The organism is Shewanella cyperi (genome assembly GCF_017354985.1).
GTDB classification, from domain to species: domain Bacteria; phylum Pseudomonadota; class Gammaproteobacteria; order Enterobacterales; family Shewanellaceae; genus Shewanella; species Shewanella cyperi.
Genome location: NZ_CP071501.1, coordinates 1017758 through 1041127 on the forward strand (window position 1 = coordinate 1017758; position 23370 = coordinate 1041127).

A 23370-nucleotide genomic window follows, 5' to 3' on the forward strand; every position below is an offset into this window, starting at 1 on the left:
TGGCCATTGCCAGGCTTTTTTGTCATGGGTCAGTGAAGCCGGGTCGGTAACCTGACGCTGCGCGGGACATTGGGGAGGAAGGTGTGTGAAGATTTCCAACATTGCCATAGTCGGTGGCGGCACCGCTGGTTGGCTGACGGCCAATCACTTGGGCAAGGCGCTGTCACACAGGCCTGATATCAGCCTGACGCTGATAGAAGCGCCTGATATTCCCATCATAGGTGTGGGGGAGGGGACAGTACCTTCCATTCGCCAGTCATTGCAATTGTTCGGGATCAGCGAAACCGAGCTCATTCGCCAGTGCGATGCGACCTTCAAACAATCCATTCGTTTCAACAACTGGCGCGACAGCAGGCGTCATGGTGCCAACTTCTATCATCACCTGTTTGATGCGCCAAGCCCCCTGGGTCTGGATCTGACGGCCAGCTGGCTCACCGAGGGTACCGGCAGCTATGCCGGTTGGGTGTCACCGCAACACAGTCTGTGCGAGGCTCAAAGGGCGCCCAAGGATATTACTACCAAGGAATTCAGCGGCGCGGTCAGTTACGCCTATCATTTCAATGCAGCCAAATTTGCCGCCCTGTTGGCCGATAACGCCAGGACGCGCTTTGGGGTCAAACATCTGCAGACCCGGGTTCACGGTGCAAGGGTACTTGATGATGGTGCCATAGGGGCTCTGGAGACAGACCAAGGCTTACTGGAATTTGATTTTTATATCGATTGCAGTGGCCAGAGCGCTTTTCTATTGGGAAAGGTACTCGGGGTCGACTTTATCGATAAGTCCGGCGAGCTGTTTGTGGACAGTGCCTTAACAGTGCAGGTGCCGACTGCTACCGATGCCGAGATCCCACCTTATACTCAAGCCACGGCGCATCAGGCCGGGTGGATTTGGGACATAGCCCTGTCCAGTCGACGGGGAGTAGGTTTGGTGTATTCCGGTCATCATCTGGACGACAGTGGTGCCGAACGTAAACTGCAAAAATATCTGGGTTGCAACACGGATAAGTTAACCGTGCGCAAAATTCCCATGCGGGTCGGCTACAGGGAGCGCTTCTGGCATAAAAACTGTGTTGCTTTGGGGTTGGCCCAGGGCTTTCTTGAGCCTTTGGAAGCCACATCGATTTTGCTGACGGATTTTGCCGGTAAGTTCCTGGCGGCACATTTCCCGGATCACAGGGGGCAATTGCCGCTGTTGGAGCAAAGATTCAATAAGGTGATGGGATATGCCTGGGAGCGGGTAGTGGAGTTTATCAAGCTGCATTATTGCCTGTCGGACCGAACCGATTCGGATTTTTGGCATGACAACCGCCTCGAAGCCCATATACCAGCAGGCCTCAGGGAGCGACTGGCGCTGTGGCGGGATTTCATTCCCCAGCGGGATGATTTCTTCAGTAAGTTCGAAGTGTTTGAACTTGAGAGCGTTCTCTATGTGCTCTATGGCATGGGGTTCCACAGTCACATTCAGCCGCCGGCACCGGCCTATTTGGCCCAGGCCATGACCCAGAGCCGTAAGCTGGAAGGGATAGCAGGGGAACTGTGCCGGCAACTGCCGTCCCACAGAGAGTTGATAGACAAGATCCATCGCTACGGTATGCAAAGGATCTAGCCAATAAAAAAACGCCGCAATTGCGGCGTTTCTATTTCTCTAACCTGTCTTATTCCATGACCAGGTCAATCTGGTTCAGTGAGCACAGGTGAGCATAAACAGCGGCAAACACGCCTTTCTTAACGAAATCCAGCTTAACCTCATCGCTGAGATCGGTCAGCTTTTGCTCGTCTACCACGTAGATGCCATCAAAATTGCTCTTGTTGCCTTCCTTGTCGGTCACTGTCAGCGTTTTGGGCTGCAGTAGATCGTGGTCGGTCAGGTTCTTGATGAACTGCTTGGTGGACTCGCGGAATTCAATCAGTTGACCGATGAACTGCACGCGGCTCTTCAGGAATTCGGTTTGTTCACCTTCTTCGCTGAACAGGGCTTCGCCCTCGGCTTCGTTGACGAACTGGCTGTTGACGTCAATACCAATCATGACGTTTTGCTTCTGCTCGTCCGGACCGGCAGTGAATGGCGCGACGCGCATCTGCATTGGCAGGTAGCGGCGGGTCCATTTGCCATCTTTGATGAAACGGTTGGTTTCCGGCTTGAGAGAAGAGATAGCCACGGGCAGGAACTCACCGCTTTGGGCATTCTTGGCGAAAATGATCGGGAAGCTGGTGGCGGCAGGCATAAATTCCTGCACTACCAGAGGCAGCATATGCATTTTCTCATAATCGCTGAAATCGATACCGGCTTTGACCTTGAGATTTTTGTGAACACCGTTGTTCAGAGGAACGTACTGCGCAGTCATTGTTGTTATCCTTGTCTGTGGGCCGGCAACGGGTTGAATTCATGTATCCGGCACCATGGGTGATTACATCTTCCCGGAGTCAAAGGCGGGTAGGAAAAGGCTGCTATGCATTGCCTGCAGCCTGTGCCCGCACGTCCAGGGCTTGCCGGATGTTAGCAATGCTGATGGAGCTTGTCACCAGAAAGTTAAAGGTCATTTTGTACCATCCTTGATACAACTTGATGGCCCGACTGCATGTGAAAAAATTGTAGCAATCAGCGGTTACTTTGTGTATGGTAATGCATGACAGCGTTGTCATTTGCTTGTGTTCCGCTGTTGTAAGGTCAGCATGAACAGGATGAGGTCTCCTCTTCATGCATTGCAAACGCCAGGTCGGGCGACATGGCATTTGTCTTTTGTGCAATAGTCTCTCCCCAGAAACTATGGTTGGCTGGGTGCTCTGGCAGTACCCGGCCCTTTTTTAATTGCAGAAAGTGATTAAGAAGGTGGTGGAGAGGTTGGGATCTGGTGAATGCCGGTGTGATGGATAAAAGGGGATAATAATGAAGACTTCTGCTGCAATTCTGCTGTTGCTGAGCATGATTGGCGTGAGTGCTTGCTTACCTCAGGAGCCACAGCAGGTTTCCCAGCCTGAGTTACCCGCCCCGCAGTCGTCGCCGGCAGCGTTAACCCAATCTGAGCTGCAGCGTTTTGCCGACAATCTCAAGATTAGCTACCGGGTGCTGACCAATGTCTCCGATGATCAATGTGCCCGGGACAGGGCCGGAGGGCGTTGTTTTCAGGCGGAAATCAGCCTGGCCTCTCCTTTTGAATTCAGTGCCGCTGACTGGCGAATCTATTTCAGTCAGATGCGGCCGGTACAATCGCTGAATTCCTCCGAGTTTATCATTAACCATATCCAGGGCGATCTGCACAGTATCAGCCCTTCGGCCGGCTTCAGCGGTTTCAAGGCCGGCGAGACCAAGGTTCTGCCAATCCGCGCCGACTTTTGGCAACTTTCCGAAGTCGATGCCATGCCCAACTATTATCTGGTGGCGCCCAATCTCCAGCCCGTGGTAATCGCCAGCACCCAATTGCAGCAGGACCCCGAAACCGGCCTGGAAGTGCGTCCCTACATGGTGGCGTTCACCGATGAGGAGCGCCAGTTCAAGCGCAGCCCCGAGGATAACTTGCCCTGGGCCAAGGCCAATGTCATTTATGAACGCAATCAGGATACCCCGGATAACGCCGAACTCGCCGCTGACAGTCTGTTACCGACACCGCTGCACCAGGAATTACTGCCAGAGCAAGCGCCCGTTGATCTTAAGAAGGGGATTTCCCCGGTATTTATCGGCACGCAAAGGGCTCCCGTGGCGGCCGCCCTGGCAAGGTTGGCAAGACTGGGTGTGAGAGAAGATTCCGCCGGTGTCGCGCTGGAGCTGGTCAGTGACCCTTCACTCGCCAGCGAGGGCTACCGACTCGATATCGCCGCGGGGGCCATCAAGATCAGTGCTGCCGGGGCCGCCGGTTTTTCCTACGGCCTGTCGTCGCTGGCTTCCTTGTTGGATCCCGATTCCCTCCAAATCAGTGCCATGCGTATCCGGGACGAGCCCCACTATGGTTTCCGTGGGTTGCATCTGGACCTGGCGCGCAATTTTCACTCCAAACAGCTGCTGCTGAAACTTATCGATGCCATGGCGGCCTACAAACTCAATCGTCTGCACCTGCATCTTGCCGATGATGAAGGCTGGCGCCTGGAGATAGATGGCTTGCCCGAGTTGACCGACATCGGCAGCAAACGTTGCCACGATCTGGCCGAAGACAACTGCCTTTTGCCACAGCTGGGCAGTGGCCCGGATCCTGACTCCGCCGTCAACGGTTTCCTCACTAAGGCTGATTATGTGGAGCTGCTGCAATACGCGGCCGCCAGGCAAATTCAGGTGATCCCTTCCATGGATATGCCGGGTCATAGCCGCGCCGCCATTAAGGCCATGGAAGCGCGATACCGCCGTTTGTTGGCCAAGGGTGACAGCAAAGGGGCAACCGAATATCGCCTGCTGGATCCCGAGGATAAGACCCAATACAGCTCGGTCCAATATTACAATGACAATACGCTGAACGTCTGTCTCGAATCCACTTTTCACTTTGTAGACAAGGTCATAGATGAAATTGCCAAGCTGCACCAGAGTGCCGGTGTGCCCTTGCAGCTGTATCACATCGGCGCCGATGAGACCGCCGGTGCCTGGCTGGAATCTCCGGCCTGTGAGGCATTGCTTGCTGCCGACAGCAGCATTGGTGATAAACAGCATCTGGGGGCTTACTTTATTGAGCGGGTCAGCACCATGCTGGCCTCCAAGGGCATTACGCCGGCGGGCTGGAGTGATGGTATGGGGCATGTCCGTGCGGATCGCATGCCGGCCAAGGTGCAAAGTAACAGCTGGGATCTGTTGAGCCATCAGGGGCACAGGGTGGCGCACAGGCAGGCCAATCTTGGCTGGCAACTGGTACTGTCCACGCCCGAGGTCCTGTATTTTGATTTTCCCTATGAGGCCGATCCCAAGGAACATGGCTATTACTGGGGAGCAAGGCAGAACAACAGTCGCCACCTGTTCAACTTTATGACGGACAACCTGCCGGCCAATGCCGAGCAATGGACCGACATTGAGAATCGACCCTACAGCGCCGATGACAGAGCCGGCGAGCAAGTGAGTGAGCCCTTACGGCCTGAAAACCGTATTGCAGGGATCCAGGGACAAATTTGGAGCGAAACCCTGAGATCTGATGAGCTGGTGGAATACATGGCTTTCCCACGCCTATTGATGCTGGCCGAGCGAGCCTGGCATAAGCCGGATTGGCAAGTGCCTTACCAGTACCAAGGCGCCATCTATAACGCCGACAGCGGATTCTTCAATGCTGAACTCAAATTGGCCCAGGCACAGGATTGGTACCGGATTGCCAACCTGTTGGGGCATAAGGAACTCAAAAAACTGGATTTGACCGGCATTGGCTACCGGATCCCGACGGTAGGCGCGCGCATATCCGAGGGACGTCTGTATGCCAACCTGATATTTCCCGGGCTGGGGATAGAGTACCGCCTGGGAGAGGGCGCCTGGCAAACGTACCAGGGCAGCATTGAAGTCGGTGCCGGGCCCGTACAGGTACGCGCCGTGGGGGCCGACGGTAAGCGCCGTGGTCGCAGCCTGCAAGTGCAATAGCAGAGCTGATTAGCCTGGAAACGTCCAGCGCGTTCAGTTTAGCGGCCGCATCGATGGTGGCCAACAGCTGTTCTGCTCTGGCATGGCGGTCGATTCCAGATTGGCTAACTGGCGACCATTAAGAGAAAAGTTGTCTTTCAGCTATTTGTTCAAAAGTTAATGACAGCGCTGTCATTTGTGCTGTAGTATGAACTCAACAACATCCGCTCAATGTGGCGTTCCCCTGATGCGGCAAGCGCCGGATGAATTTTTGCGATGAGGGTTTTCATGGGTCTGCACCAAAATAAAAAAGGGCAGCTGTATCTTGGCATCGATGGTGGCGGCAGTAAGTGCCGGGCAACCTTGTATGACTCTGGTGACAGGGTGCTGGGCACAGCGGTGGCCGGACGGGCAAATCCCTTGTTCGGAGTGGAGGCGACCCTGGCATCGATTCTGGCTGCCACCGAAGGGGCACTCATCGAAGCCGGCTTGTCCATGGCGGCCTGCAGTGACATTAACGCCGGAATGGGGCTTGCCGGAGTCAACGTACCGGGTTTGATGGCGCAGATGCGTCAGTGGCAACATCCGTTTGCCCACCTCTTTATCACCTCCGATTTACATACCGCCTGTCTGGGGGCCCATGGGGGCGGCGAGGGCGCTGTGATTATTACCGGCACCGGCTCCTGTGGTTTTGCCCAGGTGGGAGATGCCCGCTTGTCTCTTGGTGGCCATGGTTTTGCCTTGGGCGACAAGGGCAGTGGTGCCTGGCTGGGACTGAAGGCCGCCGAGCAGGTGTTGTTGACCCTGGATGGGTTTGGCCAGGCCACGGCCCTTGAAGCCAGGCTGTTGGCACACCTTGGCGTTGAAGATGCGTTGGGCATAGTGTCCCGACTCGCGGGGCAGTCATCGGCGACCTTTGCCGCTTTTGCCCGGGATGTGCTGGAGACCGCCGCGGCCGGTGATGCGATTGCCAATGCCATAGTCACCGAAGGGGGCGCCTATATCAGCGCCATGGCCAAACGCCTGTTCGAGCTGCAACCACCACGATTTTCCATGATAGGTGGTCTGGCCGAACCGCTGCGTCCCTGGCTCGATGGCGACGTGGTGGCCCGGCTGTCCCCGACACTGGCACCGCCGGAATATGGCGCTGTGCTGTACGCCAGGCAGCAACTAACTCAATGACTCTATGCTTAACAACGACTTAAAGCTTCATAATTAAGGTAAACCCAGATGACCAATACCCTAATGGAACCGGTTGTCATGATAGTCGGCCCCTGCGCCGGTAACGACTGATGAAGATGAATTTTTCAAGGCTTAAGGTAACTCAGATGACCAATACCCTAATGGAACTGGAGGCCCGTCAGGCTCCCGCGAAAATCTCCGCCCAGCTTGCCGCCAATGCCCAATTGGCAGACGACCTGGGGCAAAAACTGCGTGAGTTCAAGCCACGCTTTGTGATGATTGTCGGCCGGGGTTCGTCCGATCACGCCGGGGTATTTGCCAAGTACCTGATTGAAATTGAAGCCGGCATCCCAACCTTTGCCGCTGCTCCCTCGGTGGCCAGTGTCTATGGCAAAAGCTTGCAGCTGGAAGGGGCTTTGGTGATAGTGATCTCCCAATCCGGCCGCAGTCCCGATATTTTGGCGCAGGCACGGATGGCGAAAAATGCCGGTGCTTTCTGTGTTGCCCTGGTCAATGACGAAACTGCGCCCATCAAGGATATAGTCGATGTGCTGTTGCCGCTGCGCGCCGGTGAGGAAAAGGCGGTGGCAGCTACCAAGAGTTACCTCTGTACCCTGTCGGCCCTGATCCAGCTGGTGGCGGCATGGACCCAAAGTCCATCGTTGCAGCAGGCGGTGGCAAGCTTGCCCCAGGCACTGGATACGGCGGTGGCTGCGGCGCCGCAATTAACCCCTGAGGAATTGGCCGGGGTCAATAATCTGGTGGTACTGGGCCGGGGACTGGGTTACGCCGTATCCCGGGAAATTGCCCTTAAACTCAAAGAAGTCTGCTCCATACATGCGGAAGCCTTTTCCAGTGCCGAGTTTTTGCACGGTCCGGTGACCCTGGTGGAGAAAAAGCTCAATATCGTCGATGTGTGTGTGGCCGATGAATCCCACGCCAGCCATCTGGAGCAGATTGAAAATGTCAGTCAGCGCGGGGCAAGATTGCTGCACCTGAACCAGACCGATATCGGCATACACCCCAGGGTGGCGCCCTTGGCCTTGTTGCAACGTTTCTATATAGATGTGGCTTCGGTGGCATTGGCCCGTGGAATAGATCCGGATGCCCCTGCCGGTTTGAAAAAGGTTACCCAGACACTCTGAGCCAGACACTGTTCCAAACACTTTGATCCAGACACTTTGACTCAGCCACGGGAGTGAGCATGAAAACCACCTATATCGCCGAGCGTCTGTTTGACGGCGAGCAGTTTCATCACAATGTGCCGCTGTCGGTGGTCGATGGTCACATAGTGGCCTGGAATACCCTTGCCGGCGGCAGGGAAGTACGTCTCAACGGAACACTGGTGCCCGGGTTTATCGATGTGCAGGTCAATGGCGGCGGCGGTGTACTGTTCAACGACTCGCCGACCCTGGCAGGCATTGCAGCCATAGTTGCGGCCCACGCCCGCTTTGGCACCACAGCTATGCTGCCGACCCTTATCACAGACCGGCTGGAAGTGATGGAACGGGCCGCCGACGCCGTGGCCGAGGCCCTGGTCAAAGGGATGCCCGGTGTGTTGGGGATACATTTTGAGGGCCCGCATTTGTCGGTACCGAAAAAAGGCGTGCATCCGCAGCAGCATATCCGCCGCATCGGCGAGCGGGAGTTGGCGCTGCTGTGCCGTGAGGATCTGGGGCAAAGGCTGGTTACCCTGGCACCGGAAAACGTGGCGCCTGAAGTTATCCGGGCGCTGGTGGATTCGGGGGCGCGGGTGTGTCTGGGGCATTCCAACGCCGACTATGACACAGTGCAGGTGGCATTGGCGGCAGGCGCCAGCGGCTTCACCCATTTATTCAACGCCATGTCGCCACTGACTTCCCGTGAACCCGGCATGGTGGGGGCGGCCTTGGAAAGCCGCGAGGCCTGGTGCGGACTGATTGTCGATGGCCACCATGTGCATCCCGCGGCGGCTCGCATAGCCATTGCCGCCAAGCCGAAGGGAAAAATTATGCTGGTGACCGATGCCATGCCGCCGGTGGGCCAGGAGCAAGCGTCAAGCTTTGAACTTTTCGGCTCCCGTGTGCTGCGTCAGGGCGACAGGCTCAATGCCATGACGGGCGAATTGGCCGGTTGTGTGTTGGATATGGCCGGGGCGGTGCAAAATACGGTTGCCATGCTGGGCGTGGCACAGGCCGAGGCCATCAGGATGGCGACACGTTATCCGGCGGAATTCCTCGGACTGGCCGACAGCATAGGCACTCTCAAGCCGGGCATGCGTGCCGACATGGTGCTGCTCGATGATGCCGGCAAGTGCCTCGGCACCTGGATGGCCGGGGAGCAGGTTTTTGGCCTGTGAACGGATAACCCGATGCGCTAAGGCCCTGGTGGAGCTCGCTCCCTCGGGGCCTGTTTTTATTGGATACGCCAGTGACTCACAATCGATGCTCATAATAATGAAAAGGATAAGCAGATGCAGGCAACAGAACCACAGGTGAAAAGGCCGCGGTTGATGTCCCTCGATGCCCTGAGGGGCTTTGACATGTTTTGGATCCTCGGTGGTGAGAAGCTCTTTATGGCGCTGTTTGCCCTGACCGGTTGGTCATTCTGGCAAATGGCCGATACCCAGATGCACCACAGCCAATGGCACGGCTTTACCTTTTATGATTTGATTTTCCCGCTGTTTATTTTCCTCTCCGGGGTGGCGCTGGGGCTGTCGCCCAAGCGGCTCGACACCATGGCCGCTGCCGAGCGCATCCCTGTCTATCGCCATGCGTTTAAACGTTTACTGTTATTGCTGGCCCTGGGCGTGCTCTATAACCATGGTTGGGGCAGTGGCATACCGGCGCATCCCGATGAGGTGCGTTATGCCAGTGTGCTGGGGCGTATCGCCTTCGCCTGGTTTTTTGCGGCCATGCTGGTATGGCACACGGGTCTGAAAACCCAGCTGCTGGTGGCCATTGCGCTTCTGGGGGGCTATGGCGCCATGCATCTCTGGCTGCCCTTTCCCGGTGGCGCAGCAGGGCAGTTGACGCCGGAGCACAGCATCAATGCCTGGATAGACGGTCAGTTCCTGCCCGGTATCACTTATCAGCACAAAGCCTACGATCCCGAAGGCATACTCTCGACCATACCTGCCATAGTCAATGCCTTGGCCGGCGTCATGACCGGCCGCTTTATCGTCAGCAACGGTTCCCAGGGCGACTGGGGCAAGCTGGCAACGCTGGCCGGTGCGGGCGGACTTATGCTGGCGTTGGGCTGGGCACTGGATCCCCTGTTACCGGTTAACAAGGATCTTTGGACATCCTCCTTTGTGCTGGTCACCACGGGCTGGAGTTTATTATTGCTGGCCATATTCTATGGGCTGGTGGATGTACTTGGTGCCAGACGGCTGGCATTTCCCTTTGTGGTGATAGGTGCCAATTCCATCATCATTTACCTGGCATCAAGCCTGATGAATTGGGACTACCTCAGTCAGAGCCTTTTTGGTGGCATGATCAATGCGTTACCTGAACCTGCCCGGTTGCTGGGGGCCGCCATGGGCTTTCTTACTGTGCAATGGGTGTTGCTGCTGTGGATGTATCGCAAGGGCATTTTCATCCGTATTTAAGCGCCAGAGATTAAGCTGGCGCGTTCAGCATGGTTGCACAAATGAAATGACAGCGTTGTCTTTTGGGTGTGCGTGCTTTAACATCAGTGAAACATGGCGTCAGAGCCCGTTGGAAATTGGCCCCAAGCCACCACGGGTTGGCATGACCCGGGATTGGCAGGAGTGGGTGGTACCCTTGATGGATGGTTCGGCTTTTCGCTGAGCTCAATAATAAACGACACATAAGAAGCAGGCATATGAACATGACAATTGCGAGCGAGGCTCAGGTTGCGCGAAAGAGCAGCCTATTGCCGATGACCATCATCGGGGTACTCTTTTTTATCTTCGGGTTTGTAACCTGGCTGAACGGTTCACTGATCCCCTTTTTGAAGGTGATTTGTGAACTCAACGAGTTTCAGGCGCTGTTTGTTACCTTTGCCTTCTATATTGCCTATACGGTGATGGCACTGCCCATGTCTTCGATATTGCGTCGCACCGGCTACCGGAACGGTATGGCGGTGGGGCTGGGGATCATGGTGGTCGGCAGCCTGAGCTTTATTCCCGCCGCGTACAGTGCCAACTTCCTGTTGTTTTTGGGGGCGCTGTTTATCCTGGGGACGGGCCTGACCATACTGCAAACCGCGTCCAATCCCTACGTGGTCCATATTGGTCCCAAAGAAAGTGCCGCCATGCGGATTTCCATCATGGGGATCATCAACAAGGGCGCGGGTGTTATAGTACCCATCATGTTTACCGCGCTGGTGTTGTCGGGACTGGAAAACTTTGATGCGGCCCATCTTGCTGCTTTAAATGAGGTTGAGCGTGCGGCACAAATCAGCGAGCTGTCCGCTCGTTTGGTGATGCCCTATGTTTATATGGCCATAGCCCTGGTTATCCTGATCGGTTTGGTGAAGTTCTCCGGCCTACCGGAAATCGGATTTGAGGAGAGTGCATCTGCCGATGGCGAGAAGGGTAGTGTCATGCAGTTTCCGCAGGTGATACTGGGGGCGCTCGCGCTGTTTGCCTATGTGGGTATCGAGGTGATTGCCGGAGACACCATTGGTCTCTATGGTCAGTCCATTGGGGTCAGCAACTTTGCCTCTCTGACCTCCTATACCATGGTGTTTATGGTGCTCGGCTACAGTTTGGGGGTGATCTGTATTCCCCGTTTTATCAGTCAGGAAAAAGCCCTGACCCTGTCGGCCATTGCCGGCAGCCTGTGCGTGCTCGGCGCTGTGTTTGCCTCCACAGATGATACCAGTGTTGCGGCCTTGCTCTGGGGCTGGGCGGGGATCCCCTTGATCCCCAACTCTGTGGTGTTTGTCGCCATGATGGGCTTGGCCCACGCTTTGGTGTGGCCTTCTATCTGGCCCCTGGCCCTGAGTGGCCTGGGTAAATTTACCGCCCAGGGCTCGGCTCTGCTTATCATGGGGATTTCGGGTGGTGCCATTCTGCCCTTGCTGTTTGGTAAACTGGGCCATCTGGCCGGCGCCACCCAATTCGGCTATTGGATAGGTTTACCCTGCTATCTGTTCATTCTGTTTTATGCCCTCAAGGGGCACAAGATGCGCCATTGGTAGCCAAAGCTGCATAAAAAATCAGGGAAGCCTCGGCTTCCCTTTTTTATGGGGGCAATGTTGTGAACCCATTTCGTGGGGCAGTTTTGTGGGGAAAGGGCAGAAAACAAAAAAGCCACTCAATGAGTGGCTTTGCTGTTTATGGTGCCGGCACCAAGAGTCGAACTCGGGACCTACTGATTACAAGTCAGTTGCTCTACCAACTGAGCTATGCCGGCGAATAGTGGTGCCCGAACCCGGAATCGAACCAGGGACACGCGGATTTTCAATCCGCTGCTCTACCAACTGAGCTATTCGGGCAACTAAACTGAGCGTTAGTCGTCTACGCCAGACCGGGTTATTGAGCCCGTCTCGTCTGGAGTGCGCGTATAATATAGTGGCCATTTTTATCCTGCAAGCCATTTTTCGGAATTGAGGTTCGGATGCTCAGTTCTTGCTCAGGCCTGTGTTTGTTGCTGTATTTCCACCCAAAAAGCCAACTTTCCCAGCCCGCCACCAAGGCTGGACCTTTCATAAAAATCGAACGTTTTCAGCCAAATTTAGCGATTTTAGTTTCTATTGATTCCTTTATTATCCGATCAGAAGGCAAATCGAAGGCAGAAGACAAATCGAAGGATATGTATGTGGCATAACAATGACCAAAGTTATGGCTGGATTGCCATAGGCCTGCACTGGCTGTCGGCGGGTCTGGTTCTGGGGCTGTTTGCCCTGGGACTGTGGATGGTGGATCTCAACTATTACAGCAACTGGTACAAAACCGCGCCCCATTGGCACAAGAGTCTGGGGTTGGCATTGTTGCTGCTGACCTTGCTGCGCTTGTTATGGCGTTGGCTGCAAACCAAGCCGGTACCGCTTGCCGCTCACTCCGCGCTGGAAGCGCGTATCGGACGACTGGTTCACCGTGTCATTTACTTGCTGATGCTGCTGATTATGTGCTCCGGTTACCTTATTTCCACCGCCGATGGCCGCGGTATTGCTGTTTTTAACCTGTTTGAACTGCCGGCCTTGCCGTGGCAAATACCGAACCAGGAGGACTGGGCCGGTGAGCTGCACGCGCTGGCGGCCTGGAGTCTGATGGCCATGGTGGGTTTGCACCTGGTCGGTGCCCTCAAACATCAATTTATTGACCGGGATTTAACCCTTAAACGCATATTGACCCCCATCAAGGAGAATTACAGATGAACAAGTCCATTTTCGGCGCATTGCTGGCCTCAAGCATGGTGATGACGGTCGCCCAGGCTGCCGATTACAGCATAGATACCCACGGCGCCCATGCGTCGATTCAATTCAAGGTCAGCCATCTAGGCTACAGTTTTGTGGTGGGCCGTTTTAACAACTTCAGCGGTGACTTCAGCTATGATGCGTCTGCGCCGCAGGCCTCCAAGGTAGCGGTAAAGATCGACACCAACAGCCTGGACTCCAACCATGCTGAACGTGACAAGCACCTGCGCAGCAGTGATTTCCTCAATGCCGGCAAGTTCCCCGAGGCGAGTTTTGTTTCCACCGGTGTTGAATCCCAGGCCGATGGCACTCTCGCTATCACGGGACAATTCACCCTCAATGGAGTGACCAAGCCCTTGATGATCGCCGCCAACGTGGTGGGTGAAGGTCAGGATCCCTGGGGTGGCTATCGTGCCGGTTTTGTTGGCCATACCGAGTTTGCTCTCAAGGATTACGGTATCAGCTATGATCTGGGCCCGGCCTCATCCAAAGTCCAGTTGGAGCTGGTGGTCGAAGGGGTACGCAAGCAGTAGCAAGGGGCCGATAAAGCTGGCAAAAGCCCTTGGTCTTGGTTAAGCTGTCGCCATTCATTCCATGGTTGCCCCCGGCTGAAGCCGGCCCCTCCCGACAAGGGGTAAAACGGGGAACGGGGCGACCATTTCCAGATAAGTCACGCCAGTGACGGCCTTGAGCCGGCACAGGCGTGCTTTTGTTTGACAGGAGACCACAGACACTATGAATAAGGTGCCGATGACAGTGATAGGCGCAGAGCAACTGCGCAAAGAGCTGGATATATTGAAGTTTGATCGCCGTCCCAAGATCACCGAAGCCATTGCCGCGGCACGGGAGCTGGGCGATCTGAAAGAAAACGCTGAATATCATGCCGCCCGAGAAGAGCAGGGCATTTGCGAGGCCCGCATCCGTGATATCGAAGGCAAACTGTCCAATGCCCAGATTATTGATGTGACCAAGATGACCAACACAGGTCGGGTGATCTTTGGTGCCACCGTGACCATTCTCAATCTGGATACCGATCTGGAAGTCACCTACCGCATAGTGGGTGACGATGAGGCCAACATCAAAGAAAACCTGATTTCGGTTAACTCACCCATCGCCCGAGGCCTGATTGGCAAGCAGTTGGGTGACGAGGTAGCCATTACCACCCCGGCCGGCGTGACCGATTACGAGCTGGTAGCGGTGGAATACCTGTAACAGGGCTCCTGACAACGCAGTCAACAAAAAGGCCACCCTGAGGTGGCCTTTTTGTTGACTGACGATTGGACTGCCGGCTTATTTCTTCGCCTTTGGCAGGGCAATTTTCATGTCTTCTGACTGGCGGAAAAGCACCAGCACGTGACCTATAAGCTGGACTTTGGTCGCCTGGGTTTCACGGACGATGGCGTCAACGATAGCTGCTTTCAGCTCTCTGTCTTCAGAGGCGACTTTCACTTTGATCAATTCATGATGAGCGAGTGCATTATCAATTTCAGCCAGTACCCCTTCAGTCAGGCCATTGGCACCAAGCAGCACGACAGGCTTGAGGCTGTGCGCCAGGCCCTTTAAATACTGTTTCTGTTTGGTTGTTAAGTTCATTTCTACCAACTTTTGCTGAGTTACTGTTGAAAAGTCGCTATTCTACCCTCATATAGCCCTTGTGTAACTCTCATTTGTCGCGGATTTTGCATGTCAGGAAAGAAACGAACCGCCAGCTCCACCCGGTGGATGCAGGAACACTTTGATGATCACTATGTCAAACTGGCACAAAAACGCGGCCTACGCTCGCGTGCAGCCTTCAAGCTCGAAGAGCTGCAGCAAAAGGATCAATTGATTAAACCGGGTATGACAGTGGTCGACCTGGGGGCTGCGCCCGGTGGCTGGTCCCAGGTGGCAGTGAAACTGGTGGGGGATAAGGGCAAGGTCGTTGCCTGTGATATTCTGCCCATGGATCCCATAGTTGGCGTAGACTTCCTGCAGGGGGACTTTCGGGAAGAGAAGGTGCTAAACGCGTTGCTTGAGCGGGTTGGCGAGGATAAAGTGGATATAGTGCTGTCCGATATGGCGCCCAATATGAGCGGCTCGGATGGTGTAGATCAACCGCGAGCCATGTATCTGGTGGAATTGGCGCTGGATATGTGTCATCAAGTGTTGGCGCCCAACGGCAGCTTTGCCGTCAAAGTTTTTCAGGGGGAGGGCTTTGACGAGTATATGAAGGCGGTTAAAGAGGCGTTCAGGGTCGTCAAGACCCGCAAACCAGACTCATCCAGGGCCCGTTCCCGGGAAGTCTATCTGGTAGCGACAGGGTATAAGTTATAGTACCCTTGCGCATAACATCGCAAGACTTTAAAGAGGTCTAGTACATTGAGTGATATGGCAAAAAATTTAATACTCTGGGTGGTCATCGCCGTGGTGCTGATGTCCGTGTTTCAGGGTTATTCCCCCTCTTCTTCGTCGTCGCTGAAGATGGATTATTCAACTTTCCTCGATGATGTCCGTGGCGGCCAGGTGGCCCAGGTGGAGATCAAGAGCGACATGCGCACCATTAATGGTACCAAGCGCACAGGTGAAAAGTTCACCACCATTATGCCCATCTACGATCAGGACCTGATTAATGACCTGGATCGCCGCGGCATCACTTTCTCCGGCCAGGAAGCGGAAGAGTCAGGTTTCCTGACCCAGATCTTTATCTCCTGGTTCCCCATGTTGTTGCTTATCGGGGTGTGGATTTTCTTCATGCGCCAGATGCAGGGCGGTGGCGGCAAGGGCGCCATGTCCTTTGGCAAGAGCAAGGCCAAGCTGATGAGCGAAGATCAGATAAAGACCACCTTCGCCGATGTGGCCGGCTGTGACGAGGCCAAGGAAGAAGTGAAGGAGATGGTGGATTATCTGAAAGATCCCAGCAAGTTCCAGAAGCTGGGCGGACGTATCCCCACAGGTGTACTCATGGTAGGTCCTCCGGGTACGGGTAAAACCCTGCTGGCCAAGGCCATTGCCGGTGAGGCCAAGGTGCCGTTCTTTACCATTTCAGGTTCCGATTTCGTGGAAATGTTTGTCGGTGTCGGTGCCTCCCGGGTACGTGACATGTTCGAGCAGGCCAAGAAGTCCGCTCCCTGCATCATCTTTATCGATGAAATCGATGCCGTGGGCCGTCAGCGTGGCGCTGGTCTCGGTGGTGGTCATGACGAGCGTGAACAGACCCTGAACCAGATGCTGGTGGAAATGGACGGCTTCGAAGGCAACGAGGGCATCATAGTTATTGCGGCTACCAACAGACCCGATGTATTGGATGCGGCCCTGCTGCGTCCCGGTCGTTTCGACCGTCAGGTGGTCGTCGGTTTGCCCGATGTCCGTGGCCGTGAGCAGATCCTCAAGGTACATATGCGCAAGGTGCCCCTGGCCGAAGACGTCAAGGCCAGCGTGATAGCCCGTGGTACTCCGGGTTTCTCAGGTGCCGACCTGGCCAACCTGGTGAACGAGGCTGCCCTGTTTGCTGCCCGCGGCAACCGCCGTGTGGTCACCATGGAAGAGTTCGAACGCGCCAAGGACAAGATCATGATGGGCGCCGAGCGCCGCTCCATGGTGATGTCCGAAGCCGAGAAAGAAATGACCGCCTATCACGAGGCCGGTCACGCCATTGTGGGTTATCTGGTACCTGAGCATGATCCCGTGCATAAGGTCACCATCATTCCCCGTGGCCGCGCCCTGGGGGTGACCTTCTTCCTGCCGGAAGCCGATGCCATCAGCCAGAGCCGCCGCAAGCTGGAGAGCCAGATTTCCGTGGCCTACGGTGGTCGTTTGGCCGAAGAGCTGATCTACGGCAGCGAGCGGGTGTCTACCGGTGCGTCCCAGGACATCAAGTATGCCACCTCCATCGCCCGCAACATGGTGACCCAGTGGGGCTTCTCCGACAAGCTGGGCCCGCTGTTGTATGCCGATGAAGAGGGCGAGGTGTTCCTCGGTCGTTCCATGGCCAAGGCCAAGCATATGTCCGATGAAACCGCGACCATCATAGATACCGAGGTTAAGGTCATCATCGACCGTAACTACGATCGTGCCCGTCAGTTGTTGACCGACAATATGGACATACTTCACGCCATGAAAGATGCGCTGATGAAGTACGAAACCATTGATTCGCTGCAAATTGAAGATTTAATGGAGCGCCGCGAAGTCCGTATGCCGGCAGATTGGCAGAAGGATGATCACAACGGCAATGGTGACAAGGGACAGCAGTCCAAGGCCGAGGCCAAGCCAGAGCCAGAGGCCGGCGACTTGTCCGAGCCCAATGAGTCCAGCGTTAAATAATCGCTGGAAATAAAAGAAAACCCCGTTAGCGGGGTTTTCTTGTTTGCAGGAGTTCTAATGTATCAGTTGCGTGCGGCCGGTCTGACCTTGGCCCTCGATCGGCCAAGGGTCATGGGGATAGTTAACGTCACCCCGGACTCTTTCTCCGACGGTGGTGAATTTGCCGCCTTTGATGCCGCCTGTCGCCATGTGGATCTGCTGGTGGCTCAGGGGGCCGACATTATCGATATAGGTGGCGAATCCACCCGTCCCGGTGCCGCCGAGGTCTCGGTGGCAGAAGAACTTCGCCGGGTAATTCCCCTGGTGGAATATGCTGCCCGTTATCCCGGGTTGTGGATCTCTGTTGATACCAGTAAGCCCGAGGTAATGCGTGCCGCGGCCAAGGCTGGTGCCCATCTGCTCAACGATGTGCGTGCCCTGAGCGAGCCCGGCGCCCTGGAGGCCGCCGCCGAGTTGGGTTTGCCTGTATGTCTGATGCACATGCAGGGCAGCCCCAGGACAATGCAGGACAGTCCCCACTACCAGTCGCTGCTGGATGAGGTCTATGCCTACCTGCTGGGGAGGGTTGAGGTCTGTGTGCAGGCTGGTATTTCCAGAGAGAATATCGTTCTCGATCCCGGCTTCGGTTTTGGCAAAACCCTCGCCCACAACTATGAGCTGCTGGCCAGATTCGATGCCTTCAGCTCGCTGGGATTGCCGCTGTTGGCGGGCTTGTCGCGCAAGAGCATGTTGGGCAACCTGCTGGGTCGGGAGCCCAAAGAAAGGCTTGCCGGCAGTTTGGCAGGGGCTATGATAGCGGCTCAAAGAGGGGCGCACATTATCCGGGTCCACGATGTGGCCGAGACTGTCGATGTACTCAAGGTATTGGGTGCGTGTGAAAATTTCCAATCGCTGTGAGCTGTTTGCAACTGCATGGCGAATAACCTATTGGGCCCTCTGGCCGTAAGATTGATGGGGTTAAAGAGTGACAGAACGTAAATTTTTCGGAACCGATGGTATTCGTGGCAAGGTGGGGACGGGGCAAATGACCCCCGAGTTGGCCCTGAAGTTAGGCTGGGCCGCCGGCCGGGTGCTGGCAAGAACCGGTACCAAGAAGGTGATTATCGGCAAGGACACCCGGATTTCCGGCTACATGTTCGAATCAGCACTGGAAGCGGGCCTGTCGGCCGCTGGACTTAATGTGATGCTGATGGGACCAATGCCAACCCCTGCGGTGGCCTATCTTACCCGCACCTTCAGGGCCGAGGCCGGTATTGTTATCAGTGCCTCCCATAACCCCTATTACGACAACGGCATCAAGTTCTTCTCCACCGATGGCAGCAAGCTGGACGATGCCATTGAACTGGAAATTGAGGCCGAGTTGGACAAACCGCTGGAATGTGTCGAGTCTCAACATTTGGGCAAAGTGTCGCGCATCGAAGATGCCAGGGGGCGTTACATTGAATATTGCAAGGGTAACTTCCCGGCGGATCAGACCCTAGCGGGACTGAAGATAGTGGTCGATTGCGCCCACGGCGCCACCTACCACATAGCGCCAGCGGTATTCCGCGAGTTGGGGGCCGAGGTTATTGCCATAGGCGACAAGCCAAACGGTACCAATATCAACGACAAGTGTGGCGCCACCGCCATGGCGCAGATCTGTGAGACTGTGGTGCGTGAACAGGCGGATCTCGGTATTGCCCTGGATGGTGACGGTGACCGCATCATGATGGTTAACCGCCATGGTGAGGTGATTGACGGCGATCAGATCCTTTATATCCTTGCCCGCGATGCCAAAATGCGCGGCATACTCAAGGGCGGCGTCGTTGGTACCCAGATGGCCAATCTGGGGTTGGAGCTGGCGCTCAAGGCGGAGGAGATTCCCTTTGCCCGCTCCAAAGTGGGCGACCGTTATGTAATGGAAATGCTCAAAGAGCTTAACTGGCGTATTGGTGGCGAAAACTCCGGCCATATCCTCAACCTGGACCACGGTACCACGGGGGATGGCATAGTGGCCGGTATCCTGGTACTGGCGGCCATGCGTCGTCATCAACTCAGCCTCGAGCAATTGACCTCTGGCATGAAGATGTTCCCGCAAATCCTGGTGAATGTGCGTTTCGAAGGGCAAAGCAATCCACTGGAGTCAAGCCTGGTGAAAGAGGCGGTAAGCGCGGTGGAAGCCGAGCTGGGTGAACGTGGTCGGGTATTGCTGCGCAAGTCCGGAACAGAGCCCCTTATCAGGGTCATGGTGGAAGGCGAGGATGATGCCCAGGTAACCAAGTTGGCGCACCGGATTGCCGATGCGGTAAAGGCTGCTGTTTAGCAGCTTTACGCTTAATATTTAGCAGCTTAGGCTGTTAAATATGCGAATTCAGGTTGGTGAGCGTAAAAAAGCAGCATTCCAACCTGTTTTCGTAAATTTTCCGGATTTGGGTCTTGTAACTTAATAAGTGGTTCGCTATTATTCACGCCGCTTTCAGAGGAGATGGTGATGGCACTCAGACGTCCAATGGTAGCTGGCAACTGGAAAATGAACGGCAGTGCGCAATTAGCGCAGGAGTTGTTCAAGAAGTTCGCCGTAAAGCTCCAAAATGATTCTGCGGAAGTGGTCCTGTGTCCACCAACGATTTATCTGGAAAGCGTCAGGCAACTGCTTGAAGCCAACAAGGATGCCCTGAGTGGCAGTCTTGTGAGGATGGGAGCCCAAAACCTGAGTCAACATGACTTTGGGGCTTATACCGGTGAAATATCCGGGCAGATGCTGAAAGATTCCGGATGCCGATATGTGATTATCGGACATTCAGAGCGGCGCAGAATGTATGGTGAAACCAGTGATATAGTCGCTGAGAAATTCGCCGCCGCTCAGAAGCACGGTTTGACCCCGATACTTTGTGTGGGTGAATCCGGTCCAGCAAGGCAAGCGCGACGCACCTTTGAGGTGATAGCAGAAGAGCTGGATGTGGTGATCGAGAAAAACGGCACCATGGCTTTTGATAATGCCATTATCGCCTACGAGCCGCTTTGGGCTGTGGGGACAGGTAAAAGCGCTACACCAGAGCAGGCCCAAGAAGTACATGCGTTTATACGCAAGCGGCTCTCTGAGGTATCTCCCTTTATCGGTGAGAACATCAGGATCCTCTACGGTGGCAGTGTGACACCGAGCAATGCGGCAGACCTGTTTGCCCAGCCGGATGTTGATGGTGGACTGATTGGCGGAGCCAGCTTAAACTCCAGTGAGTTTTTGAGTCTGTGTTCCATAGCAATGAGCGCATAATATGTACGAAGTATTGATTGTGATTTACTTGCTGGTAGCTCTGGGCCTGATTGGTCTGGTACTGATACAGCAAGGCAAGGGAGCTGACATGGGTGCCTCTTTCGGTGCCGGTGCCTCAGGCACACTGTTCGGATCCCGTGGTTCAGGTAACTTTTTAACCCGTTCCACAGCCATCCTGGCAATTGCGTTTTTCACTCTGAGCCTGATTATCGGCAACCTGAGTGCAAACCATGCCAAGCAGGATGATCAATGGAAAGAAATAGGTGCTGCTGAGCAGGTCGTCGAAGAGGCGCCACAGCAGGCCGAAAAATCAGAGAACAAGGTTCCTGATTAATAAGCAAGATTAGCCGAGGTGGTGAAATTGGTAGACGCGCAGCCTTGAGGTGGCTGTGTCCTAACGGACGTGCGGGTTCAAGTCCCGCTCTCGGCACCAATTATGTGATTAGGTAAGAGTCAGCTCAGCCTAGTCATTGCAAGTAACGACGAGAGTCAATATACTTGCAGCAGTTGACGCGGGGTGGAGCAGCATGGTAGCTCGTCGGGCTCATAACCCGAAGGTCGTCGGTTCAAATCCGGCCCCCGCAACCAGCTCCCAGTTGGAAGTTTGACTTGCAAATTGGCAACAAATTTCCATACTGTTTACAGGTTTTTATGATGAATACCTCGTGAATACGGGGTTTTTTGTTATATGAACTTCTGAATTCGTCACGGGGTTTGTGACACTGTACTGGGGCTTTATGCCCTTTTTTGTTTTTTTGGGGGTCAAATTGGCAACGTTGGAATCCAAACTGGCAGAGATGCTGACAGCGCCCGTGGAGGCGCTTGGTTACCAGCTGTGGGGTATTGAGTACATCCAGGCGGGTAAACATTCCACGCTCAGGGTCTATATCGACAGCGAAAACGGCGTCAACATCGAAGATTGTGCCAACGCCAGCCGCCAGATCAGCGCTGTGCTTGACGTTGAGGACCCCATTTCCCATGAATACACCCTGGAAGTCTCTTCTCCCGGGGTAGACCGTCCCCTGTTCAACGCAGCTCAGTATGGTGCCTACGTTGGTGAAGAGGTCAAGGTTCAACTGACTATGCCGGTGGCGGGTAGTCGTAATTTGAAAGGTGTCATCACCAAGGTCGAAGGGCAGATGCTGAGCTTGACTGTGGATGGCAAAGAATTGGTTGTTGCCCTGGACAATATCCGCAAGGGCAATGTGATAGCTAAGTTTTGATGGTTTCAAGGTGAACGAGGCAAGACGATGAATAAAGAGATTCTGCTGGTCGCTGAGGCGGTTTCAAACGAAAAGGCCGTTCCGCGTGAAAAGATTTTTGAGGCGCTGGAAATCGCCTTGGCCACAGCAACCAAGAAAAAATACGAAGGTGATATCGACGTTCGCGTTGCCATTGACCGTAAGACCGGTGAGTACGAGACCTTCCGTCGCTGGTTGGTGGTAGACGATCAGGGCCAGGCGTTGGAAAACCCGTTCCGCGAAATTACCCTGGAAGCCGCACGCTACGAAAATCCTGAGATCCAGGTGGGTGATTTCATCGAAGATGAAATTGAGTCTGTCGTATTCGACCGCATCACCACTCAAACTGCCAAGCAAGTGATAGTGCAAAAGGTTCGTGAAGCCGAGCGCGCCCAGGTGGTTGAACAGTTCTTGGATAAAGAAGGTGAGTTGATTACCGGTGTGGTGAAAAAGACTACCCGTGACAGCGTCGTGGTTGACCTTGGCAACAACGCCGATGGCGTGCTGTTCAAGGAAGATCTGATCAGCCGTGAATCTTTCCGTCCAGGTGATCGCGTGCGTTCACTGCTGTATGCGGTGCGTCCCGAGGCCCGCGGTGCCCAGCTGTTCCTGACCCGCACCAAGCCCGAGATGCTGATCGAGCTTTTCCGCGTTGAAGTGCCTGAGATTGCCGACGAAATGATCCAGGTAATGGGCGCTGCCCGTGACCCTGGCAGCCGTGCCAAGATTGCCGTGAAGTCCAATGACCGTCGCATCGATCCTATCGGTGCCTGTGTTGGTATGCGTGGTGCCCGCGTTCAGGCCGTGTCCAACGAACTCGGTGGTGAGCGTGTTGACATAGTACTGTGGGATGATAATCCGGCCCAGTTCGTGATTAACGCCATGGCGCCTGCCGACGTGGCGTCCATTATCGTGGACGAAGACAACCACTCCATGGATATCGCCGTTGAGGCCGATTCCTTGGCCCAGGCCATTGGCCGTAATGGTCAAAACGTGCGTCTGGCCACTCAACTGACCGGTTGGGTGCTGAACGTGATGACAGTGGAAGACATGAACAAGAAGCACCAGGCCGAGAGTGCCAAGGTGGTCAGTTTGTTCATGGCAGCCCTGGATGTGGATGAAGATTTTGCCCAGGTACTGGCAGATGAAGGCTTTACCTCGCTTGAGGAAATTGCCTATGTGCCTGTAACTGAGCTGTTGTCCATCGATGGCTTCGATGAAGACATAGTAGAAGCACTGCGTGAGCGCGCCAAAGCCGCCATTTCTACCCGTGCCCTGGCATCGGAAGAAGCGCTCGACGGTGCAGAGCCCAGTGAAGAATTGCTGGCCCTGGAAGGAATGGAGCGCCATCTGGCCTTCGTACTTGCAAGCAAGGGCGTGGTAACACTGGAAGATTTGGCCGAACAAGGCATTGATGATTTGATCGAAATAGAAGAATTGACAGAAGAGAAAGCTGGTGCGCTGATCATGGCTGCCCGCAACATCTGTTGGTTTGGCGAAGATGCATAAGT

Annotated in this window: 20 protein-coding genes and 4 tRNA genes; 20 read left to right on the forward strand and 4 right to left on the reverse strand. The window is 55.0% G+C overall.

The window, feature by feature from the left end; all coding sequences use genetic code 11:
- Positions 1 to 85 precede the first annotated feature (85 nt).
- Positions 86 to 1606 (forward strand): tryptophan halogenase family protein, encoded by a 1521-nt coding sequence (locus JYB84_RS04295; protein WP_207322214.1) that lies wholly within the window; start codon positions 86 to 88, stop codon positions 1604 to 1606.
- 49 nt (positions 1607 to 1655) lie between these two features.
- Here JYB84_RS04295 and JYB84_RS04300 read toward each other — a convergent pair whose 3' ends face one another.
- Positions 1656 to 2345: a SapC family protein gene (locus JYB84_RS04300; protein ID WP_207322215.1), complete on the reverse strand. Its 690-nt coding sequence runs from the start codon at positions 2343 to 2345 to the stop codon at positions 1656 to 1658.
- Positions 2346 to 2887: 542 nt separating this feature from the next.
- On the opposite strand from JYB84_RS04300, the gene JYB84_RS04305 reads away from it, so the two are divergent.
- The 6 genes from JYB84_RS04305 to JYB84_RS04330 all read left to right on the forward strand — a co-directional run bounded on the left by JYB84_RS04305 (position 2888) and on the right by JYB84_RS04330 (position 11848).
- Entirely contained in the window at positions 2888 to 5539 is a 2652-nt protein-coding gene (locus JYB84_RS04305) for a family 20 glycosylhydrolase (RefSeq protein ID WP_407696013.1), read from the forward strand.
- Between the two features lie 267 nt (positions 5540 to 5806).
- Positions 5807 to 6700, forward strand: coding sequence for an N-acetylglucosamine kinase (gene nagK / locus JYB84_RS04310; RefSeq protein ID WP_207322216.1), 894 nt, complete (start codon positions 5807 to 5809; stop codon positions 6698 to 6700).
- Positions 6701 to 6846: 146 nt separating this feature from the next.
- A complete protein-coding gene (gene nagB-II / locus JYB84_RS04315; protein ID WP_207322217.1) occupies positions 6847 to 7845 on the forward strand; it encodes a glucosamine-6-phosphate deaminase NagB-II in 999 nt (332 codons plus the stop codon).
- Between the two features lie 59 nt (positions 7846 to 7904).
- Complete coding sequence (gene nagA, locus JYB84_RS04320) at positions 7905 to 9038, forward strand: N-acetylglucosamine-6-phosphate deacetylase (protein ID WP_207322218.1); 1134 nt, start codon at positions 7905 to 7907, stop codon at positions 9036 to 9038.
- A gap of 114 nt (positions 9039 to 9152) precedes the next feature.
- Positions 9153 to 10289: a transmembrane glucosamine N-acetyltransferase NagX gene (nagX, locus tag JYB84_RS04325; protein ID WP_207322219.1), complete on the forward strand. Its 1137-nt coding sequence runs from the start codon at positions 9153 to 9155 to the stop codon at positions 10287 to 10289.
- Between the two features lie 236 nt (positions 10290 to 10525).
- The gene (locus tag JYB84_RS04330) at positions 10526 to 11848 is read left to right on the forward strand and encodes a sugar MFS transporter (RefSeq protein ID WP_407696014.1); all 1323 of its coding nucleotides are present in this window, start codon (positions 10526 to 10528) and stop codon (positions 11846 to 11848) included.
- A gap of 139 nt (positions 11849 to 11987) precedes the next feature.
- Here JYB84_RS04330 and JYB84_RS04335 read toward each other — a convergent pair.
- Positions 11988 to 12063, reverse strand: a tRNA-Thr gene (locus JYB84_RS04335).
- A 6-nt stretch (positions 12064 to 12069) separates the two neighbouring features.
- Positions 12070 to 12145: transfer RNA gene (locus JYB84_RS04340), tRNA-Phe, on the reverse strand.
- A gap of 321 nt (positions 12146 to 12466) precedes the next feature.
- On the opposite strand from JYB84_RS04340, the gene JYB84_RS04345 reads away from it, so the two are divergent.
- From JYB84_RS04345 to greA, 3 genes are all read left to right on the forward strand, one after another.
- A complete protein-coding gene (locus JYB84_RS04345) occupies positions 12467 to 13027 on the forward strand; it encodes a cytochrome b (RefSeq protein WP_207322220.1) in 561 nt (186 codons plus the stop codon).
- On the forward strand, positions 13024 to 13599 hold the full coding sequence (locus JYB84_RS04350; RefSeq protein WP_207322221.1) for a YceI family protein: 576 nt from the start codon (positions 13024 to 13026) through the stop codon (positions 13597 to 13599). Before JYB84_RS04345 ends, JYB84_RS04350 begins: the two co-directional genes overlap by 4 nt.
- 202 nt (positions 13600 to 13801) lie before the next feature.
- Positions 13802 to 14278: a transcription elongation factor GreA gene (gene greA, locus JYB84_RS04355; protein ID WP_207322222.1), complete on the forward strand. Its 477-nt coding sequence runs from the start codon at positions 13802 to 13804 to the stop codon at positions 14276 to 14278.
- Positions 14279 to 14356: 78 nt separating this feature from the next.
- On the opposite strand, the gene yhbY is transcribed toward greA, so the two are convergent.
- A complete protein-coding gene (gene yhbY / locus JYB84_RS04360) occupies positions 14357 to 14659 on the reverse strand; it encodes a ribosome assembly RNA-binding protein YhbY (RefSeq protein ID WP_207322223.1) in 303 nt (100 codons plus the stop codon).
- Between the two features lie 90 nt (positions 14660 to 14749).
- Between yhbY and rlmE the strand changes: the two genes are divergently transcribed.
- From rlmE to nusA, 10 genes are all read left to right on the forward strand, one after another.
- A complete protein-coding gene (gene rlmE / locus JYB84_RS04365) occupies positions 14750 to 15379 on the forward strand; it encodes a 23S rRNA (uridine(2552)-2'-O)-methyltransferase RlmE (protein ID WP_207322224.1) in 630 nt (209 codons plus the stop codon).
- Between the two features lie 45 nt (positions 15380 to 15424).
- Positions 15425 to 17365 (forward strand): ATP-dependent zinc metalloprotease FtsH, encoded by a 1941-nt coding sequence (gene ftsH, locus JYB84_RS04370; protein ID WP_207322225.1) that lies wholly within the window; start codon positions 15425 to 15427, stop codon positions 17363 to 17365.
- Between the two features lie 57 nt (positions 17366 to 17422).
- Positions 17423 to 18262, forward strand: a complete 840-nt coding sequence (gene folP, locus JYB84_RS04375) for a dihydropteroate synthase (protein WP_207322226.1) — start codon at positions 17423 to 17425, stop codon at positions 18260 to 18262.
- 67 nt (positions 18263 to 18329) lie between these two features.
- Complete coding sequence (glmM, locus tag JYB84_RS04380; protein ID WP_207322227.1) at positions 18330 to 19667, forward strand: phosphoglucosamine mutase; 1338 nt, start codon at positions 18330 to 18332, stop codon at positions 19665 to 19667.
- 168 nt (positions 19668 to 19835) lie between these two features.
- Complete coding sequence (tpiA, locus tag JYB84_RS04385; RefSeq protein ID WP_207322228.1) at positions 19836 to 20618, forward strand: triose-phosphate isomerase; 783 nt, start codon at positions 19836 to 19838, stop codon at positions 20616 to 20618.
- Position 20619: 1 nt separating this feature from the next.
- The gene (gene secG, locus JYB84_RS04390) at positions 20620 to 20952 is read left to right on the forward strand and encodes a preprotein translocase subunit SecG (RefSeq protein ID WP_207322229.1); all 333 of its coding nucleotides are present in this window, start codon (positions 20620 to 20622) and stop codon (positions 20950 to 20952) included.
- Positions 20953 to 20964: 12 nt separating this feature from the next.
- A tRNA-Leu gene (locus tag JYB84_RS04395) sits at positions 20965 to 21051 on the forward strand.
- 78 nt (positions 21052 to 21129) lie between these two features.
- Positions 21130 to 21206 (forward strand) — tRNA-Met (locus JYB84_RS04400).
- Between the two features lie 179 nt (positions 21207 to 21385).
- Positions 21386 to 21841 carry a ribosome maturation factor RimP gene (gene rimP / locus JYB84_RS04405; RefSeq protein WP_207323094.1) on the forward strand — a complete coding sequence of 152 codons (456 nt, stop codon included), beginning with the start codon at positions 21386 to 21388 and terminating at the stop codon, positions 21839 to 21841.
- A 27-nt stretch (positions 21842 to 21868) separates the two neighbouring features.
- Positions 21869 to 23368, forward strand: a complete 1500-nt coding sequence (gene nusA / locus JYB84_RS04410) for a transcription termination factor NusA (RefSeq protein WP_207322230.1) — start codon at positions 21869 to 21871, stop codon at positions 23366 to 23368.
- Positions 23369 to 23370: the final 2 nt, after the last annotated feature.

Bases quoted from the DNA above. Each gene is read 5' to 3' on its own strand.
- JYB84_RS04330 (WP_407696014.1), top strand. From the start codon at position 10,526: ATGAACATGACAATTGCGAGCGAGGCTCAGGTTGCGCGAAAGAGCAGC.
- nusA (WP_207322230.1), top strand. From the start codon at position 21,869: ATGAATAAAGAGATTCTGCTGGTCGCTGAGGCGGTTTCAAACGAAAAG.
- JYB84_RS04350 (WP_207322221.1), top strand. From the start codon at position 13,024: ATGAACAAGTCCATTTTCGGCGCATTGCTGGCCTCAAGCATGGTGATG.
- folP (WP_207322226.1), top strand. From the start codon at position 17,423: ATGTATCAGTTGCGTGCGGCCGGTCTGACCTTGGCCCTCGATCGGCCA.
- JYB84_RS04305 (WP_407696013.1), top strand. From the start codon at position 2,888: ATGAAGACTTCTGCTGCAATTCTGCTGTTGCTGAGCATGATTGGCGTG.
- rlmE (WP_207322224.1), top strand. From the start codon at position 14,750: ATGTCAGGAAAGAAACGAACCGCCAGCTCCACCCGGTGGATGCAGGAA.
- tpiA (WP_207322228.1), top strand. From the start codon at position 19,836: ATGGCACTCAGACGTCCAATGGTAGCTGGCAACTGGAAAATGAACGGC.
- nagA (WP_207322218.1), top strand. From the start codon at position 7,905: ATGAAAACCACCTATATCGCCGAGCGTCTGTTTGACGGCGAGCAGTTT.
- yhbY (WP_207322223.1), bottom strand. From the start codon at position 14,659: ATGAACTTAACAACCAAACAGAAACAGTATTTAAAGGGCCTGGCGCAC.
- nagX (WP_207322219.1), top strand. From the start codon at position 9,153: ATGCAGGCAACAGAACCACAGGTGAAAAGGCCGCGGTTGATGTCCCTC.
- nagB-II (WP_207322217.1), top strand. From the start codon at position 6,847: ATGACCAATACCCTAATGGAACTGGAGGCCCGTCAGGCTCCCGCGAAA.
- greA (WP_207322222.1), top strand. From the start codon at position 13,802: ATGAATAAGGTGCCGATGACAGTGATAGGCGCAGAGCAACTGCGCAAA.
- nagK (WP_207322216.1), top strand. From the start codon at position 5,807: ATGGGTCTGCACCAAAATAAAAAAGGGCAGCTGTATCTTGGCATCGAT.
- JYB84_RS04300 (WP_207322215.1), bottom strand. From the start codon at position 2,345: ATGACTGCGCAGTACGTTCCTCTGAACAACGGTGTTCACAAAAATCTC.
- secG (WP_207322229.1), top strand. From the start codon at position 20,620: ATGTACGAAGTATTGATTGTGATTTACTTGCTGGTAGCTCTGGGCCTG.
- JYB84_RS04345 (WP_207322220.1), top strand. From the start codon at position 12,467: ATGTGGCATAACAATGACCAAAGTTATGGCTGGATTGCCATAGGCCTG.